Here is a 15,967-nt window from a genome sequence, read left to right on the forward strand (position 1 = left end):
GGGTAGCTTGTGGTTTTTCAGGCATGCCGCCGTGTTGCGATGCTTGTCGCCATGCCTGGCAAGCGGGCTGCCGAAGGTTGGCCGCAAGCAAAAATGCGCCCGGGTGGGCGCATGGAAACGACGGTTGCGGGGGAGATTCAGCGGCTAGCCCAGGCGTTGAAGCGCTGCTCCAGGTCCTCGCCGTGTTCGATCCAGAAGTTGGCATCCAGCGGCATGGCGCCTTCCAGGTTGCGGGTGGCGGTGGGCAGCTCCGCCACGGTGGCCGGTGCCAGCTGTTTCAGGGTCTTGCGGTTGGTGGGGCCGTAGGGAATGGCGTCGGAGAACACTTTCTGGTTCTCCGGGCGGGTGGCAAAGGAGATGAAGCGCAGCGCTTCGTCCTTGCGGGCATTGCCTTTCGGAATCGCCCAGTAGTCCATTTCATAGATGCCGCTGTCCCAGACCAGCTTCAGGTCCTTGCCTTCCTTGCGGGCATTGGTGATGCGGCCGTTGTAGGCCGAGGTCATCACCACGTCGCCCGCCAGCAGGTACTGTGGCGCCTGCGAACCGCTTTCCCACCACTGGATGTAGGGCTTGATCTGATCGAGCTTGCGGAATGCACGGTCGGTTCCGGCCGGGGTGGCCAGCACCTTGTACACATCCTTCTGCGCCACGCCGTCGGCCAGCAGGGCGATTTCCAGTGTGTAGAGGGCACCCTTGCGCAGCCCGCGCTTGCCCGGGTACTTCTTGATATCCCAGAAGTCCTTCCAGCCGGTGGGCGTGCCTTTCAGGCGGGAGGGGCTGTAGGCCAGCGCAGTGGAGGAGACGAACATGCCCACGGCGCAGGGCAGCAGCGCCCCCGGCATCATGTCGGCGCGGCTGTCGATTTTTGCCGGGTTGATCGGTTCCAGAATGCCTTCTTCACAGCCGCGGCCCGCCAGCTGGGAGTCGATTTCCACCACGTCCCAGCTCACGGTGCGGGTATCCACCATGGATTTGAGCTTGGCCGCCTCGCCATTCCATTCCGCACCGATAACGTTGACGCCATGCGCCTTGGCATAGGGCTGGTAGTAGGCCTGGGTCTGGGCATTCTTGTTGGCACCGCCGTAGGACACCACCACCAGGTCGCCCGCCATGGCTGTGGTGCTGAGCAGGGTGGCGATGGCCAGCGACAGTTGCAGCGGGCTGCGTTGTAGCTTCATTTTTGTCTCCTCCGTCTCTCTATGGGATGGAGGGCAAACCGGCAGCCATTGCGCGCGCCATCTACAGACCCCTGTCGTACAGGCGCGAGCCGACCTTGAATTTGCCTCCTGTAAAAAAGCTAAGGCAAATTTTTAATATGGTCAAAGAAATTTTAGTAAGTCGCCGGCGTGATCACCCAGATCACCACGGCTTCGCTCTTGCCCGGGTTGCGGTAGCGGTGCGGCTCGCGGCTGGAGAAGCTGAAGCTGTCGCCTTCGTCCAGCTGGAAGTGGCGCTCGCCCACCCACAGCTCCAGCCTGCCTTTCAGCAACAGCCCGGCCTCGGCGCCTTCATGGGTGTAGGTTTCCTCGCTGGAGGCGCCAGGGGCGATGCGGCAGTGGAGCATCTCCAGCTGGCGGTTGCTGCGCGGGGTCAGCAGCTGGTCGGTGAAGCCGCCTTCGTACTCGATGCTGGTGCGCTGTGGCTTGCGCACAATGAAATCGGCCTCGTCGGCTACCTGCTGCTGATCCGGGCCGAAGAACCACTGCACGGTGACATCCAGGCTCTGCGCCAGCGCAACCAGCGCATTGATGGACGGCTGCGCCAGGTTGCGTTCGATCAGGCTGATGTGGGCGATGGACAGCCCGCAGCGCTCCGCCAGCGCGGCCAGGGTCAGGCCGTTGCGCTTGCGCAGCAGGCGCAGCTTCTCGCCGATCTGCGCCTGCGGCTTGTCGGCGGCCGGGGTTGTGGTTTGGGAGGGGAGGGAGGAATGCATGCCGTGATTATAACGACACTTTGTCAGCTGGTTGTGCGTGGGAAGGCATCAGTTCTTGCGTCATTAAAATTTTGCCAATAATTTTAATAATTACAAAATTTTGCGGTGGTCAACGTGCACCGCCGCCACCCCGGTCATTACCAGGAGCCACCATGCAGCCCACCTTTCCCCAGCTGTTTTCCCCGCTGCGCATCGGCGGCGTCACCCTGCGCAACCGCATCATGTCCACCGGGCACGACACCGTGCTGCCCACCGAAAGCAAGGTCAATGACGCGCTGATCGCCTACCACCAGGCGCGGGCGCGCGGCGGCGCCGGGCTGATCGTGCTGCAGGTGTCCGGCGTGCACGAAACCGCGCGCTACACCTCGCACGCGCTGATGGCCACCGACGACGACTGCATGGACGGCTACCGCCGGCTGGCCACGGCGCTGCATGCCGACGGCTGCGCCGTGTTCGCGCAGCTGTTCCACCCCGGGCGCGAGATCATGGAAACCGCCGATGGCCTGCTGGCGGTGGCTTATGCGCCGTCGGCGGTGCCCAACGAGCGCTTTCACGTGATGCCGCGCGCGCTGCACCGCGCGCTGATTGCCGACATCGTGGCCGGCTACGCCGCCGCAGCGCGGCGCATGGCCGAGGCCGGCATCGATGGCGTGGAAGTGGTGGCCAGCCACGGCTACCTGCCGTCGCAGTTCCTCAACCCGCGCGTCAACCTGCGCCAGGACGACTATGGCGGCGATGCGGCCAACCGTCTGCGCTTTTTGCAGGAAGTGCTGGTGGCGATCCGCGCCGCCACGCCGGCTGGCTTCGTTGTGGGGCTGCGCATCTCCGGCGGTGAAATGGACGCCGAGGGCCTTACCGAGGACGAGGCGATTGCCGCCAGCGTGGCGCTGGAGCCGCTGCTCGACTACGTGAACGTGATTGCCGGCAACTCGGCCTCGCTGGGTGGCGCGGTGCATATCGTGCCGCCGATGGCGATAGCCAGCGGCTACCTGGCGCCGGTGGCGGCACGCTTCAAGGCGCGGCTGCGCATACCGGTGCTGGTGGCCGGGCGCATCAACCAGCCGCAGGAGGCGGAGCAGATCATTGCCAGCGGCCAGGCCGACGTGTGCGGCATGACGCGGGCGCTGATCTGCGACCCGGAAATGCCGCAGAAGGCGGGCCAGGGGCGGGTGGACGACATCCGCGCCTGCATTGCCTGCAACCAGGCCTGCATCGGCCGCTTCCACCGCGGGCTGCCGATCTCCTGCATCCAGCACCCGCAGAGCGGGCGCGAGCTGCAGTTCGGCCAGCTGCCGGTGGCGACGCAGCGCAAGCGGGTGCTGGTGGTGGGCGGCGGCCCGGCCGGCATGAAGGCGGCAGTGATCGCCGCGCAGCGCGGCCACGAAGTGGAGCTGCACGAGGCCGGCGGCCAGCTGGGCGGCCAGGCGCTGCTGGCGCAGCAGCTGCCGGGGCGGGCCGAGTTCGGCGGGCTGGTAACCAATCTGCTGCGCGAAATCGCGCTGGCGGGTGTGACGGTGCACAAACACAGCCGGGTGGATGCCGCCCTGGTGGCGGCACGGCAGCCGGACGCCGTCATCGTGGCCACCGGCGCCACGCCACGGCTGCCGGCGCTGGAGGGCGATGGCTCGGTGATGCTGTTCGACCCGTGGCAGGTACTGCGCCAACCGCAGCAGGTTGGCCGCAGCGTGGTGGTGGTGGACTGGCGCAGCGACTGGATCGGCCCCGGCGTGGCACTGCTGCTGGCACAGCAGGGCTGCCAGGTGCGGCTGGCGGTGAACGGCACCCACGTTGGCGAGCAGCTGCCGCTGTACGTGCGCGACGAACTGGTGGCGCGGCTGCACAAGGCCGGCATCGAGGTACTGAACTATATGCGGCCCTACGGCGCCGACAGCGGCAGCGTCTACCTGCAGCACACCGCCAGCGAGGAGGCGGTGATCATCGACGCGGTGGACAGCCTGGTGCTGTGCAGCGGCCACACCGCCGACGATGCGCTATGGCAGCAGCTGGCCGACAGCGGCGTGGCGGTGCATGCCATCGGCGACTGCCTGGCGCCGCGTAGCGCCGAGGAGGCGATCTACGAGGGCCTGCGCGTGGCGTGGCAGCTGTAGGCGGGCAAGGTTGGCCGCAAGCGATGCGGCCGGGCTGAAAGCAGGGCGGAAGCCCGGTTGTACCGGGCGTTCCGCCTGCCGGGCACACGCTGGCTGAAAGGTGGCGGAACGCCCCTGCGGGGCTTCCGCCCTGCGGTGGCCGGGTCAAGCCGCCATTAACGCAGTGCAATGATGCCGCGCAGCACCTTCTTGAACGCCTCTACCTCGGCCGCGCTATAGCCTTCCAGCACCTGCTCCTGCTGCCGTGCGGCGATATCCCACAGCATTTCCGCCTGCGCCACGCCGGCCTCGCTCAGCCGGTAGCCGTTGCTGCCATTGCTCACCAGGCCCTTGCGGCACAGGATCTCCTCGGCCTGCTCGATCTCGCGCACCGGCATCGCCACCTCGCGCAGCAGGCCGGCCATATCCATGTCGGCATCGCTTTCCAGCACCATCAGCATGCGCGCCTCGCTGGTGCGCAGCCCGGTGGACAGCTGCCGCGGCTGGTAATTGGCCTGGTAGCTGCGCACCGCCTGGGTCAGCAGGTAGTAGATATTGTTGCTCAGCCGGCCCTGGAAGGCGCTGGACGGCGCGGCGCCTTCCTCGCGTTTCTGCATGCGCGCATGCGGCAGCACCATGGAATAGGTGCCCTGGTGGTAGACCAGCGGCGAGCGGCCCAGGTCGTCGAAGGCGACTACCTTGCCGATCAGGATCCAGTGGTCGCCACCGTCCAGCTGCTGGTACTTCTCGCACTGGAAGCGCGCGGCGCAGTCGGCGAACAGCGGGGCGCCGCCGGCGCCGGTTTCCACCGCGATGCCGGCGAACTTGTCATCCCTGGGGCGGGCGAACTGGTTGGACAGCTCGATCTGGTCCGCCGCCAGGATGTTGACGGCGAAGTGCGTCGCCTCCTCGAACACCGCGTAGCTGCCGGAGCGCTTGTCTATGCTCCACAGCACCAGCGGCGGGTCCAGCGATACCGAGTTGAAGCTGTTGGCGGTCACGCCGACCCTGGCGCCGGACGGCGTGGCGGCGGTGACGATGGTGACGCCGGTGGCGAAATTGCCCAGCGCGCGGCGGAACACGCGCGGGTCGAAGTCGGGGGTGGTGGGGGTGGTCATGGGGTACTCCTGATGTAAGCGGCAGAAGCTGGTAAAAGAAACCGTCGCGAGCGGCCCAAGGCCGATTCGAGAAGCGCAGCCATACTCCGGGTACGGCGAGCATCACAGGATCGGGATTGGGACGCGCAGTAGATTTATTTACCAGCAGTTAAACCATGCTCGGATCCGGCTCCAGCCCCATCAGCTCGCGGCCGAGGATCTGCGCGCAGACATCGTAGTCGGTGTAGGCGTGGGCACCGGTCATGTGCGAATCGCGGAACAGGCGCTGCAGTTCGTTGCCTTCCATCCAGCTGGTGGCGCCGGAAGCGCCGAACAGGCGGTCCACTGCCTCGATGCACATCTTCACCGCGTAAGCCTGATTGGTGCGCCAGTAGGCCAGCGTCTCGCGGCTGGGGTACTGGTGGCGGCGGCCGTGCTCGGCGTGGTCCTGCCAGGTTTTTTCCAGGAAGGCGCGTGCGGCGGCGACCTGGTGGGTGGATTCCGCCAGCCGCATCAGCGCCGGGGTGGCGGTGCCCACGCTGGCGCCGGTGTAGGCGCGCACGCGGTTCTGGGTTTTTTCCTTGAACGCCTGCAGCATGCGCTCGGCCACGCCCAGGCTGATCGAGGCGAAGCCGCTGGCAAAGTAGGGGCGGTACGGGGTGTAGAAGATGTCGCTGTCCGGGTAGAGGTCGAAGCCGCTGGAGCGGCCTTCCATCATGTCTTTGGCGGCTTCGATGCGGTGGTTGGGAATGAAGGCGTTGTTGATCACCAGGGTCTTGGAGCCGCTGCCCTTCATGCCCATGGCGAACCAGTTGTCGCGAATCTCGTAGTCGCAGCGCGGAATCACGCCAAAGCTGTAGATCGGCTCGCCATCTGCATTCTTGCGGCGCATGCCGACAATCGCCCATTCGGCGTGGTCGCAGCCGCTGCTCCAGCCCATTTCGCCGCTCAGGTACACGCCGCCTTCGGCCTCCTCGATCTGGCTGAACGGCGCAATGCTGCTGCTGGCGGTGGCATCCGGGTTGGCGGCCCAGATGTCGTCCTGCAGTTTTGGCGAGAACATCGCCAGCTGGTGGCTGTGGGTGCACAGCAGGCTGAACGCCCAGGCGGTGCCGCCACAGGCGCCGGCCAGCGCCGCCACGCAGTCGGCAAATTCCGGCAGCGAGATTTCCAGACCGCCGTATTTCTTCGGCTGGAACGCACGATGCATGCCAATGCCCTTGAGCAGGGCGATGTTTTCATCTGGTACTTTACGTTCTTCCTCGGCGCGCTGGGCGTTGGCCGCAATGGCGGGCAGGACGGTGCGCAGTCTTTCCAGCAGCGGGTTGTGCTTGTTCATCGCTCTATGTCTCCGTGATGTGTCTTGATCAGGCTGCCGGCCTTGCTTTATCGATATCCGGCCGGGCCGCGGTGCAGGCTGCACGGCGGCAGCTGTCAGGCCATTATGCGGAGCACAAGTGGTAGTTGAAATGTAACTTTCAGGCAGAAGATTGTACTTTTCATGGCTGATTTGCCATCGGCAATACCTGGCGTGAAAAGTGCAGAAATCCCCGCTGCGCAGGGGTGCGCAGCGGGGTTGCAAGGGGGCGGCAGAACGCCCCCTTGCCCGTGTGCCGGGCGTAGCGGGGCCTGTCTGGATGGCGGAACGCCCGGTTTTACCGGGCTTCCGCCCTGCCAATGAACACGCTCAGTGTTGTGCCGGCTTGCCCACCGGTATCGCCAGCATCACCAGCGCGCCGATCACCAGCACCGCCACCGCAAACAGCATGCCGCTGGTGAAGCTGTGGCTGATGTCCTTCAGCCAGCCCACCACCACCGAGCTGAGCGCCGAGCCGACGTTGCCGGTGGCGTTGATCAGCGCAATGCCGATGGCCTTGGCGCGGGTGGACAGCACCGCGTCCGGCGTGGTCCAGAAGATGGTCATGGCGGTGAAGGCGCCAGCGGAGGCGATGACGATGCCGGCCAGGCGCATGCTGGCGCCATCGGCATAGGCGCACAGCAACCAGCCGCCGGCGGCAGCCAGCATCGGCAGCACGGTGTGCCAGCGGCGCTCCTGCTTGCGGTCGGAGCGCGCGCCCCACCACAGCATGGCGACGATGGTGGCCAGCTGCGGAATGGCGGCGAGGATGCCGATGGTGGCGTTGCTGCTGCCGCTGTTGAAGCTCTTCACGATCTGCGGCACCCAGATATTGACCATGCTCAGGGTGTTCACCAGGCAGAAGTAGGCCAGCGCGAACTTGAGCACGCTGGGCGACAGCAGCTCGCGCCAGATGCCGACCTCGCGGCCAACGCTGGCCGCAGGTTGCTGCTCGGCCTGCAGCATGTGTTGCAGGCGGGCCTTCTCCTCGCTGCTCAGCCAGCTGGCCTGCGCCGGGCTGTCATCCAGGTAGCACCACACCGTGATGCCCAGCAGCGCCGCCGGCAGACCTTCCACCATGAACAGCCACTGCCAGCCGGCCAGGCCCCAGTGGCCGTCCAGCTCCAGCAGGTAGCCGGACACCACCGAACCGGCGGCGGCGGTTACCGGCATGGCGATCATGAACAGCGCATTGGCGCGGGCGCGGTAGGCGCGCGGAAACCAGAAGGTGAGGTAGAGCAGCATGCCGGGCAGGAAGCCGGCTTCGGTCACGCCCACCAGTGCGCGCAGGATATACAGGCTGGTGGCGTCGTGCGCGAACATGGTGGCGGTGGAGGCGAGGCCCCAGGCCACCATGATGATGGCGATCCAGCGCCGCGCGCCCATGCGGCTGAGCACCATATTGCTGGGGATGCCGCAGGCCACGTAGGCAACGTAGAAGAGGGTGGTGGCCAGCCCGAACATGGTGGCCGACAGGTTCAGGCTCTGCGACATGGTCAACCCGGCGAAGCCGATGTTGATGCGGTCCAGGAACGAGAACACGAACAGGATGAACAGGAACCAGATCAGCCGTCCGGATACCTTGTTTATCACCTGCTGGTCCAGTTGCTGACTGTGGGGTGCGCTGGCCGCCCCGACGGGACGGGCCTCGGTTTTCTCCATTTGCATGCTTTTTCTCCTGCACGGGCGGCTAGTGCCCATGCACTCTCGGTGGTTGAAGGCGGCGCTCTTGTGGCGCCTGCCGTGCTGGCAATGCAGTGCTGGCTGCCGGCGGCCTCCTGCCCGCTGGCTGATTGTTATGAATATGTTAACTATTGATGGCCTGACGGCGCAGGGCGGTAACAGCCGGCCACGGCGCGGGGACGGCGCCGAAAAAACGGTACCGGCACCAGGGCCGGTACCCAGCCGGGGAAACACCTGCCTGCAACGGCCACCCGCTGCCAGGTCTACCGCCACGGGGCGGCCAGTGTGCCGGCCTGTCGGCCGGCGCACGGGTTCAGTACACGCCGCCGCCGGTGGCGACTGGCGCCGCGGCATCGCGATACCTTGCGGCCAACGTTTCGGCGCTGCGTGCCAGCAGGGTGGTATCCACCCCCACTGCCACGAACTGCGCACCCAGCGCGATGTAATGCCGCGCCAGTTTCTCGTCCGCCATCAGGATGCCCGGCGCCTTGCCGTGGGCGCGGATGCGGCGGATGGCGTCCTCGATGGCCGCCTGCACCTCGGGGTGCGTCGGCTGGCCGAGATAGCCCATGTCGGCGGACAGGTCGGCCGGGCCGATGAACACGCCATCCACGCCGTCGGTGGCGGCGATGGCGTCAAGATTGGCCAGGCCGGCGCGGGTTTCGATCTGCACCAGCACGCAGATTTCCTGCTCGCAGGCGTGCAGGTAGTCCGGAATGCGGTTCCAGCGCGAGGCGCGCGCCAGCGCACTGCCCACGCCACGGATGCCGTGTGGCGGGTAGCGGGTGGCGGCCACCGCCTGCGCCGCTTCCTCGCCGCTTTGCACCATGGGCAGCAGCAGGGTTTGCGCGCCGATGTCCAGGATCTGCTTGATGCGCACCGGGTCGTTCCACACCGGGCGCACGATGGGGTGAGACGGGTAGGGGGCGATGGCCTGCAGCTGCGCCAGCATGCTCTGCAGCTCGTTGGGCGCGTGTTCGCCGTCGATCAGCAGCCAGTCGAAGCCGGCGCCGGCCAGCAGTTCGGCGCAGTAGGCATCGGCCAGGCCCAGCCACAGGCCGATCTGCACCTGGCCGGCCTTGAGCGCGGCCTTGAAGGGGTTGCTAGGGTTTTGCATGGTCAACTCCTTACACAAAGCGGCAGCTGATGGCACCCAGCGGGCCGTAATCGACATGGAAGGTATCGCCGGGGCGCGCCGCCACCGGGCGGGTGAAGGAGCCGCCGAGGATCACCTGGCCCGGCTGCAGGCTCACGTCGAACGGCGCCAGCTTGTTGGCCAGCCAGGCCACGCCGTTGGCCGGGTGGTTCAGCACCGCAGCGGCCACGCCGGATTCCTCGATCACGCCGTTGCGGTACATCAGCGCCGACACCCAGCGCAGGTCCAGCTCCGACGGCTTCACCGGGCGGCCGCCCATCACCACGCCGGCGTTGGCCGCATTGTCGGAAATGGTGTCGAACACCTTGCGCGGGCGGCCGCTTTCCGGGTCGATGGACTGGCTGCGCGCGTCGATGATCTCCAGCGCCGGAATCACGTACTCGGTGGCGTTGTACACGTCGAACAGGGTGATGTTCGGCCCTTTCAGCGGCTTGCCCAGGATGAAGGCCAGCTCCACCTCCACCCGCGGCACGATGAAGCGGCTGGCGGGAATGTCGGAGCCGTCGGCAAAGAACATGTCGTCCAGCAGCGTGCCGTAGTCCGGCTCGTCGATCTGCGACGACATCTGCATGGCGCGCGAGGTGAGGCCGATCTTGTGGCCCTTCACCACCCGGCCTTCGGCCAGCTTCATCTCCACCCAGCGGCGCTGGATGGCGTAGGCGTCCTCGATGGTGATTTCCGGGTAGTCCAGCGAAATCTGGCGGATCTGCTGGCGCGCCTGCTCCGCCTGGTGCAGGCGGTGGGCGGTCTGTTCGATGATGTCGTAGCTGAGCATGGTGTCTCTCCTCATGGTGTGTAATCGGTAAACAATGCGGCCGGGGCCCGTTTCCTCAGCTGCTCAGGCCACCAAAGCACAGGTATTTGATTTCCATAAAGTCCTCGAGGCCGTACCTGGAACCTTCACGGCCGAGGCCGGATTGCTTGATACCGCCGAACGGCGCCACCTCGGTGGAGATCAGCCCTTCGTTGATGCCCACCATGCCGGCCTCGATGGCCTCGGCCACGCGCCAGATGCGGCCAACGTCGCGGCTGTAGAAATAGGCGGCCAGGCCGAACTCGGTGGCGTTGGCCAGGCGGATGGCGTCGGCTTCGTCCTTGAAGCGGAACAGCGGCGCCAGCGGGCCGAAGGTTTCCTCGTGCGCCACCAGCATGTGCTCGCTGACTTCGGTCAGCACCGTGGGCTGGTAGAAGTTGCCGCCCAGCGGGTGCGGCGCGCCGCCGGTGAGTACTTTCGCGCCCTGGCTTACCGCGTCGGCCACGTGCTCGGCCACCTTGGCCACGGCTTTTTCGTTGATCAGCGGGCCTTGCTGCACGTCACCGCTGTGCGCGGCGCCCACCTGCATCTTGCGCACCGCGGCGGCCAGCTTGTCGGCAAAGGCGTCGTACACGCCGTCCTGCACCAGCAGGCGGTTGGCGCACACGCAGGTCTGGCCGGTGTTGCGGAACTTGCTGGCCAGCGCGCCCTGCACCGCGGCGTCCAGGTCGGCATCGTCGAACACGATGAAGGGCGCATTGCCGCCCAGTTCCAGCCCCAGCTTCTTCACCGTGCCGGCGCACTGCTCCATCAGCAGCTTGCCGATGCGGGTGGAGCCGGTGAACGACAGCTTGCGCACCGCTGGGTGGCGGGTAAGCTCGCCGCCGATCTCGCTGGCGCGCTCACCGGTAACGATGTTGAGCACGCCGCGCGGCACGCCGGCGCGCTCGGCCAGCACCGCCAGCGCCAGCGCCGACAGCGGGGTCTCGGCGGCGGGCTTCACCACCACGGTGCAGCCGGCGGCCAGCGCCGGGCCCACCTTGCGGGTGATCATGGCATTGGGGAAATTCCACGGCGTGATGGCGGCCACCACGCCGATGGGCTGCTTGATGGTCACCAGCCGGCGGTCGGCGAAGGGGCTGGGAATCACGTCGCCGTAGGCGCGCTTGGCCTCCTCGGCAAACCATTCGATGAAGCTGGCGCCGTAGGCGATCTCGCCGCGGCTTTCCGGCAGCGGCTTGCCCTGTTCCAGGCTCAGGATCTGCGCCAGGTCTTCCTGGTGCTGCAGCAGCAGCTCGAACCAGCGGCGCAGGATCTGCGCGCGGTGCTTGGCCGGCAGCGCGCGCCAGCTGGGCAGCGCTGCCTCGGCGGCCTCGATGGCGCGGCGGGTGTCGGCGGCGTTGCAGGATGCCACCTCGGCGATGCTGTCGCCGCTGGCCGGGTTGCGCACTGCAAAGTTGGCCGCAGCCTCGCCCGCCACCCACTCGCCATCGATATAGGCGCGGGTCTGCAGCAGGGCGGAGTCGTTCAGCAGGGTCGTGATAGTCATGATGGGGTGCTCAAGAGGGGGTGGACGTGGCCCGCAGCCGGGCGGCGGGAACGCGGGTCAGCTGCAGGCCCAGCCAGGCGCCGGCGCCGAACAGCGCGATCACCAGGCACATGGCGCGCGGGCTGCCGTCGTGCAGCCAGGCCACCAGCGCGCTGGCCAGCATGCCCAGTGCGAACTGGCCGCTGGCGGCCAGCGCCATGGCGGCGCCGGCGAGGTCTGGATGCAGCTGCAGCAGCCGCGCCATGCAGTTGGGGCCGATGGAGCCGGTAAGGCCGACGCTGACCAGCAGCGGCAGCACCACCGCCGGCAGCGAGCCGGCGCCGGCCAGCCACAGCGCGATGCCGGCCAGCGCCACCGCGGCGGTCTGCCACTGCAACAGGCTGTCCGGGCGGTGGCGCTGCGCCAGGCGTTTGTTCAGCAGCGTCAGCACGATCACCGCGGCGATGTTGAGGCCGAACAGCCAGCCGTAATGCTGTGGCGCCACGCCGAAGTAGCCGATGTAGACGAAGGGCGAGCCGGTGATGTAGGCGAACATGGCGCCAAAGGTCAGCCCCAGCGCCAGCAGGTAGCCCAGCGACGGCACATCGCCCAGCACCCGGCCGTAGGCGCGGAACGCCGCCCCCAGGCTTTGCGTGCTGCGATTTTCCGGCGGATGGGTTTCCGGCAGCCGCAGCGCCACCAGCGCCAGGATGGCGGCGCCGAACAGCGCCAGTGCCAGGAACAGCGCGCGCCAGCCGGCGGCCAGCAGCAGCCAGCCGCCCAGCAGTGGCGCCAGCAGCGGCGCGATCATGGTCACCAGGTGCAGCAGCGACAGCACCTGCGCGGCGCGATCGAGCGCGAACAGGTCGCGCACCATCGCCCGGCCCAGCACGCTGCCGGCGCCGCCGCCCACCGCCTGCAGCACGCGCAGCGCGATCAGCTGCTCGGCCGACTGCGCCAGCACGCAGGCCAGGCTGGCCAGCAGGTACAGCGCGATGCCGCCCAGCAGCACCGGGCGGCGGCCGTAGCGGTCGGACAGCGGGCCGTACAGCAGCATGCCCAGGCAGAAGCCGGCCAGGAAACCGCCGATGGTGAACTGCACCAGCCCCACCGGTGCCGCCAGGCTGGCGGCGATGGCGGGCAGCGCCGGCAGGTACAGGTCGATCGACAGCGGGCCGAAGGCCACCAGCGCCCCCAGCAGCCAGATCAGGCGGCCGTGGGGCAGGGCGGTGTGGTGGTGCGGGTTCATGCTGCCGTGCCTCAAGCTTTGCTAAAACGCTGATGCACGTTGTTGTGCTTGTAGCTCAGCTGCTGCGGCATCTCGCTCAGCTCGAAAGTCAGTGCCAGGTAGCGGACATCGAACAGCGGCTGGAAGTGCGCCTTGATGATCTCGAACAGCCCCTGTGCGGTGCGCTCGCGCTCCTCGAAGCTGCGGCCGTGGCCTATCTTCAGCGACATGTGCACGAAGGCGTAATCGGCTTCGCCATCGGCCATGCGCCAGGTGTCCAGCCAGTGCACGCGGCTGCGGATGCCGGCCACCGGGTAGAGGCCGGTGCCGATCAGGAAGGCGTGCGCCTTTTCGAACAGTGCCGGCAGTTCGGCCTGTTCGCGGATGTTGTCGGTACATTCCAGGATGAAGTGCGGCATGGCGGGCTCCATAAGTTGGCCGCAGGTGGGGTGCGGCCAACGTTGTTGGCATCCGGTGACGATCTTGCGAGCCAGGGCGAAGCGGGTGTTAACGCCGTATCGCCGACGCGCAACAGATCGTCCCTAGACGGGGAGGATGACGTTGATCTGGCCGGTGCCGGAGCTGCCGAAATACGGCGTCACCACCTCGGCCTTGCCGGCGTATTCATCCCAGCCCAGCGCGCCCAGCAGCATGGCGGTGTCGTGCATGAAGCCTTCGCCATGGCACTTGTCGGCGTACTCCGGCAGCAGCGCGCAGAAGGTTTTCCAGTCGCCGCGCTGCCACATGTCCACTACTTCGTGGTCCATGGTTTCCAGGAACGGGCTCCATACCTTGTGCAGGTACTGCTCGGCCACGCCGTTCTGCGCGAAGCGGTGCGACAGCGAGCCGCTGGCGAAAATGGCCACGGTGCCGTCGTACTGTTCCTCGATGGCGCGGCGGAAGGCGGCGCCTAGCGTGGCGCTGTCCTGCAGGTTGTGCACGGTGCACAGCGCCGATACCGATACCACCTTGAAATGCTGGTCGGCGTTCATATAGCGCATCGGCACCAGCGTGCCGTACTCCAGCGCCAGGGTGGTGGCGTCGTGGGCGCGGGTGTGCACGCCGGCGGCGGTGGCGGCCTCGGCCAGCAGGCGGCCAAGCTGCGGGTTGCCGTGGTACTCGTACGGCATGTTCTTGATGAAGTGCGGCAGCTCGTTGCTGGTGTACACGCCTTCGAAGTGCGGCGCGGAGTTGATGTGGTAGCCGGAATTCACCAGCCAGTGGGTGTCGAACACCACGATGGTGTCCACGCCCAGCTCGCGGCAGCGGCGGCCAATCTCCTTGTGGCCGTCGATGGCGGCCTGGCGGCAGCCCTTGTGCGGCCCGTCCAGTTCGGACAGGTACATCGACGGTACGTGGGTGATCTTGGCGGCAAGCGCAAGTTTGCCCATGGTTGTCTCCTCGATTCTGTTTTACGGTGGCGGTGGGGTGGTTGTTATGTGCGGCCAACCTTCAGGGTTGGCTGCCGAGTTACTGCGTCGCTGTCCAAACCGTGTAACGGACCTGAGCCAAGGCGCGCCGACGCAGACAGTACAAGTCGTACGGCAAGGAGGCGCAACGCAGGATCAGGGGTTTGGCCAGTGACGCTTACACGCCCCAGCGCGGGATGTGGTGACTGCCCATCGACACGCACACGTTCTTGATCTCGGTGAATACCTCGAAGCTGTAGGCGCCGCCTTCGCGGCCGGTGCCGGAGGCCTTCACCCCGCCGAACGGCTGGCGCAGGTCGCGCACGTTCTGGCTGTTGATGAACACCATGCCGGCCTCGATGCCGCGTGCCAGGCGATGCGCCTTGCCGATGTCCTGGGTCCAGATATAGGACGCCAGGCCGTATTCCACATCATTGGCCAGGCGCAGTGCCTCGGCCTCGTCCTTGAATTTCAGCAGACACACCACCGGGCCGAAGATTTCTTCCTGCGCGATGCGCATGCGGTTGTCCACGTCGGCAAACACCGTCGGCTGGATGAAGTTGCCGTTCTGCAGCTGCGCCGGCAGGTTCGCCGGGCGCTCCAGGCCGCCGGCCAGCAGGTTGGCGCCTTCTTCCAGGCCGATGCGGATGTAGCCGGTAACCTTGTCGTAGTGCGCCTTGGTGATCATGGAGCCGACCTGGGTTTTCGGGTCTTGCGGGTCGCCGACGATCAGGTTCTTCGCGCGGCGGGCGAACTCGGCCACGAACTGGTCGTAGACGCCTTCCTGGATGAAGATGCGGCTGCCGGCGGTGCAGCGCTCGCCGTTGAGCGAGAAGATGGTGAACAGCGCGGCATCCAGCGCGCGCTCAAGATCGGCATCGTTGAAGATCAGCACCGGGCTCTTGCCGCCCAGCTCCATCGAGTATTTCTTGATGCCGGCGCTCTGCATGATGCGGCGGCCGGTGGCGGTGCCGCCGGTAAAGGACACCGCGCGCACGTCCGGGTGGCGCACCAGCGCGTCGCCGGCGGTGGCACCGTAGCCCTGCACCACGTTGAACACGCCTTCCGGGATGCCGGCTTCCATCGCCAGGCGGCCCAGCTCATTGGCGGTGAGCGGCGACAGCTCGGACATCTTCAGCACCGCGGTGTTGCCCAGCGCCAGGCACGGCGCGGTCTTCCAGGTGGCAGTCATGAACGGCACGTTCCACGGCGACACCAGGCCGCACACGCCTACCGGCTGGTACAGCGTGTAGTTGAGCATGCTGTCGTCCACCGGGTAGGTGTGGCCGTCCATGCGGGTGCACACCTCGGCGAAGAAGTCGAAGTTGTGCGAGGCGCGCGGAATCAGCACGTTCCTGGTCTGGTGGATGGGCAGGCCGGTGTCCTGGGTTTCCAGCTCGGCCAGCTGCGGCACGTTCTTGTCGATCAGCTCGCCCAGTTTGCGCATCAGCCGCGCGCGTTCCTTGGCCGGGGTGTTGGCCCATTTCGGAAACGCGGCCTTGGCGGCAGCCACCGCGGCGTTGATCTCGTCGGCGCCACCGCTGGCCACTTCGCCGATGGCTTCGCCGGTGGCCGGGTTGTAGTTGGTGAAGGTGTCGCGGCTTTCGACTTCGCGGCCGTTGATCCAGTGCTTGATCATGGTTTGGTCCTTTGCTGTGCGGCGCTGCCGCAGCGATGAATCTGTAAGTCGTTTCAGAGGTGGGGACCGCTGGAAAAACGTTTTCTGCTAGGCGCG

Annotated in this window: 13 protein-coding genes; 1 reads left to right on the forward strand and 12 read right to left on the reverse strand. The window is 66.8% G+C overall.

Annotation, left to right across the window (positions count from 1 at the left end; translation table 11 throughout):
• Nucleotides 1-137 precede the first annotated feature (137 nt).
• Nucleotides 138-1,178, reverse strand: coding sequence for an ABC transporter substrate-binding protein (locus PSELUDRAFT_RS08215; protein WP_088966383.1), 1,041 nt, complete (start codon nucleotides 1,176-1,178; stop codon nucleotides 138-140).
• Between the two features lie 152 nt (nucleotides 1,179-1,330).
• Complete coding sequence (locus PSELUDRAFT_RS08220; protein ID WP_088966384.1) at nucleotides 1,331-1,933, reverse strand: helix-turn-helix domain-containing protein; 603 nt, start codon at nucleotides 1,931-1,933, stop codon at nucleotides 1,331-1,333.
• Nucleotides 1,934-2,085: 152 nt separating this feature from the next.
• Between PSELUDRAFT_RS08220 and PSELUDRAFT_RS08225 the strand changes: the two genes are divergently transcribed.
• On the forward strand, nucleotides 2,086-4,041 hold the full coding sequence (locus tag PSELUDRAFT_RS08225) for an FAD-dependent oxidoreductase (RefSeq protein ID WP_088966385.1): 1,956 nt from the start codon (nucleotides 2,086-2,088) through the stop codon (nucleotides 4,039-4,041).
• A gap of 155 nt (nucleotides 4,042-4,196) precedes the next feature.
• Here the strand turns inward: PSELUDRAFT_RS08225 and PSELUDRAFT_RS08230 are convergent, their stop codons facing one another.
• From PSELUDRAFT_RS08230 to hpaE, 10 genes are all read right to left on the reverse strand, one after another.
• Nucleotides 4,197-5,138, reverse strand: coding sequence for a p-hydroxyphenylacetate 3-hydroxylase reductase component (locus PSELUDRAFT_RS08230; protein WP_088966386.1), 942 nt, complete (start codon nucleotides 5,136-5,138; stop codon nucleotides 4,197-4,199).
• A gap of 148 nt (nucleotides 5,139-5,286) precedes the next feature.
• Nucleotides 5,287-6,456 (reverse strand): p-hydroxyphenylacetate 3-hydroxylase oxygenase component, encoded by a 1,170-nt coding sequence (locus tag PSELUDRAFT_RS08235; RefSeq protein WP_088966387.1) that lies wholly within the window; start codon nucleotides 6,454-6,456, stop codon nucleotides 5,287-5,289.
• A gap of 348 nt (nucleotides 6,457-6,804) precedes the next feature.
• Nucleotides 6,805-8,142, reverse strand: a complete 1,338-nt coding sequence (locus tag PSELUDRAFT_RS08240) for an MFS transporter (protein ID WP_088966388.1) — start codon at nucleotides 8,140-8,142, stop codon at nucleotides 6,805-6,807.
• Nucleotides 8,143-8,470: 328 nt separating this feature from the next.
• Nucleotides 8,471-9,274: a 4-hydroxy-2-oxoheptanedioate aldolase gene (hpaI, locus tag PSELUDRAFT_RS08245; protein WP_088966389.1), complete on the reverse strand. Its 804-nt coding sequence runs from the start codon at nucleotides 9,272-9,274 to the stop codon at nucleotides 8,471-8,473.
• A gap of 10 nt (nucleotides 9,275-9,284) precedes the next feature.
• Nucleotides 9,285-10,088, reverse strand: coding sequence for a 2-oxo-hept-4-ene-1,7-dioate hydratase (gene hpaH, locus PSELUDRAFT_RS08250; RefSeq protein WP_088966390.1), 804 nt, complete (start codon nucleotides 10,086-10,088; stop codon nucleotides 9,285-9,287).
• Nucleotides 10,089-10,143: 55 nt separating this feature from the next.
• A complete protein-coding gene (locus tag PSELUDRAFT_RS08255; RefSeq protein WP_088966391.1) occupies nucleotides 10,144-11,616 on the reverse strand; it encodes an NAD-dependent succinate-semialdehyde dehydrogenase in 1,473 nt (490 codons plus the stop codon).
• A 10-nt stretch (nucleotides 11,617-11,626) separates the two neighbouring features.
• Complete coding sequence (locus tag PSELUDRAFT_RS08260; RefSeq protein ID WP_088966392.1) at nucleotides 11,627-12,844, reverse strand: Bcr/CflA family multidrug efflux MFS transporter; 1,218 nt, start codon at nucleotides 12,842-12,844, stop codon at nucleotides 11,627-11,629.
• A gap of 11 nt (nucleotides 12,845-12,855) precedes the next feature.
• Nucleotides 12,856-13,242 carry a 5-carboxymethyl-2-hydroxymuconate Delta-isomerase gene (locus tag PSELUDRAFT_RS08265; protein ID WP_088968435.1) on the reverse strand — a complete coding sequence of 129 codons (387 nt, stop codon included), beginning with the start codon at nucleotides 13,240-13,242 and terminating at the stop codon, nucleotides 12,856-12,858.
• Between the two features lie 123 nt (nucleotides 13,243-13,365).
• A complete protein-coding gene (hpaD, locus tag PSELUDRAFT_RS08270; RefSeq protein WP_088966393.1) occupies nucleotides 13,366-14,214 on the reverse strand; it encodes a 3,4-dihydroxyphenylacetate 2,3-dioxygenase in 849 nt (282 codons plus the stop codon).
• 196 nt (nucleotides 14,215-14,410) lie between these two features.
• A complete protein-coding gene (gene hpaE / locus PSELUDRAFT_RS08275; RefSeq protein ID WP_088966394.1) occupies nucleotides 14,411-15,871 on the reverse strand; it encodes a 5-carboxymethyl-2-hydroxymuconate semialdehyde dehydrogenase in 1,461 nt (486 codons plus the stop codon).
• Nucleotides 15,872-15,967 lie beyond the last annotated feature (96 nt).

Source organism: Vogesella sp. LIG4 (assembly GCF_900090205.1).
Taxonomy (GTDB): domain Bacteria; phylum Pseudomonadota; class Gammaproteobacteria; order Burkholderiales; family Chromobacteriaceae; genus Vogesella.

Excerpts from the sequence above, each read along its gene's own strand:
- PSELUDRAFT_RS08225 (WP_088966385.1), top strand. The coding sequence starts at position 2,086 with ATGCAGCCCACCTTTCCCCAGCTGTTTTCCCCGCTGCGCATCGGCGGC.
- PSELUDRAFT_RS08265 (WP_088968435.1), bottom strand. The coding sequence starts at position 13,242 with ATGCCGCACTTCATCCTGGAATGTACCGACAACATCCGCGAACAGGCC.
- hpaE (WP_088966394.1), bottom strand. The coding sequence starts at position 15,871 with ATGATCAAGCACTGGATCAACGGCCGCGAAGTCGAAAGCCGCGACACC.
- PSELUDRAFT_RS08255 (WP_088966391.1), bottom strand. The coding sequence starts at position 11,616 with ATGACTATCACGACCCTGCTGAACGACTCCGCCCTGCTGCAGACCCGC.
- PSELUDRAFT_RS08215 (WP_088966383.1), bottom strand. The coding sequence starts at position 1,178 with ATGAAGCTACAACGCAGCCCGCTGCAACTGTCGCTGGCCATCGCCACC.
- hpaD (WP_088966393.1), bottom strand. The coding sequence starts at position 14,214 with ATGGGCAAACTTGCGCTTGCCGCCAAGATCACCCACGTACCGTCGATG.
- PSELUDRAFT_RS08230 (WP_088966386.1), bottom strand. The coding sequence starts at position 5,138 with ATGACCACCCCCACCACCCCCGACTTCGACCCGCGCGTGTTCCGCCGC.
- hpaH (WP_088966390.1), bottom strand. The coding sequence starts at position 10,088 with ATGCTCAGCTACGACATCATCGAACAGACCGCCCACCGCCTGCACCAG.
- PSELUDRAFT_RS08235 (WP_088966387.1), bottom strand. The coding sequence starts at position 6,456 with ATGAACAAGCACAACCCGCTGCTGGAAAGACTGCGCACCGTCCTGCCC.
- hpaI (WP_088966389.1), bottom strand. The coding sequence starts at position 9,274 with ATGCAAAACCCTAGCAACCCCTTCAAGGCCGCGCTCAAGGCCGGCCAG.
- PSELUDRAFT_RS08240 (WP_088966388.1), bottom strand. The coding sequence starts at position 8,142 with ATGCAAATGGAGAAAACCGAGGCCCGTCCCGTCGGGGCGGCCAGCGCA.
- PSELUDRAFT_RS08220 (WP_088966384.1), bottom strand. The coding sequence starts at position 1,933 with ATGCATTCCTCCCTCCCCTCCCAAACCACAACCCCGGCCGCCGACAAG.
- PSELUDRAFT_RS08260 (WP_088966392.1), bottom strand. The coding sequence starts at position 12,844 with ATGAACCCGCACCACCACACCGCCCTGCCCCACGGCCGCCTGATCTGG.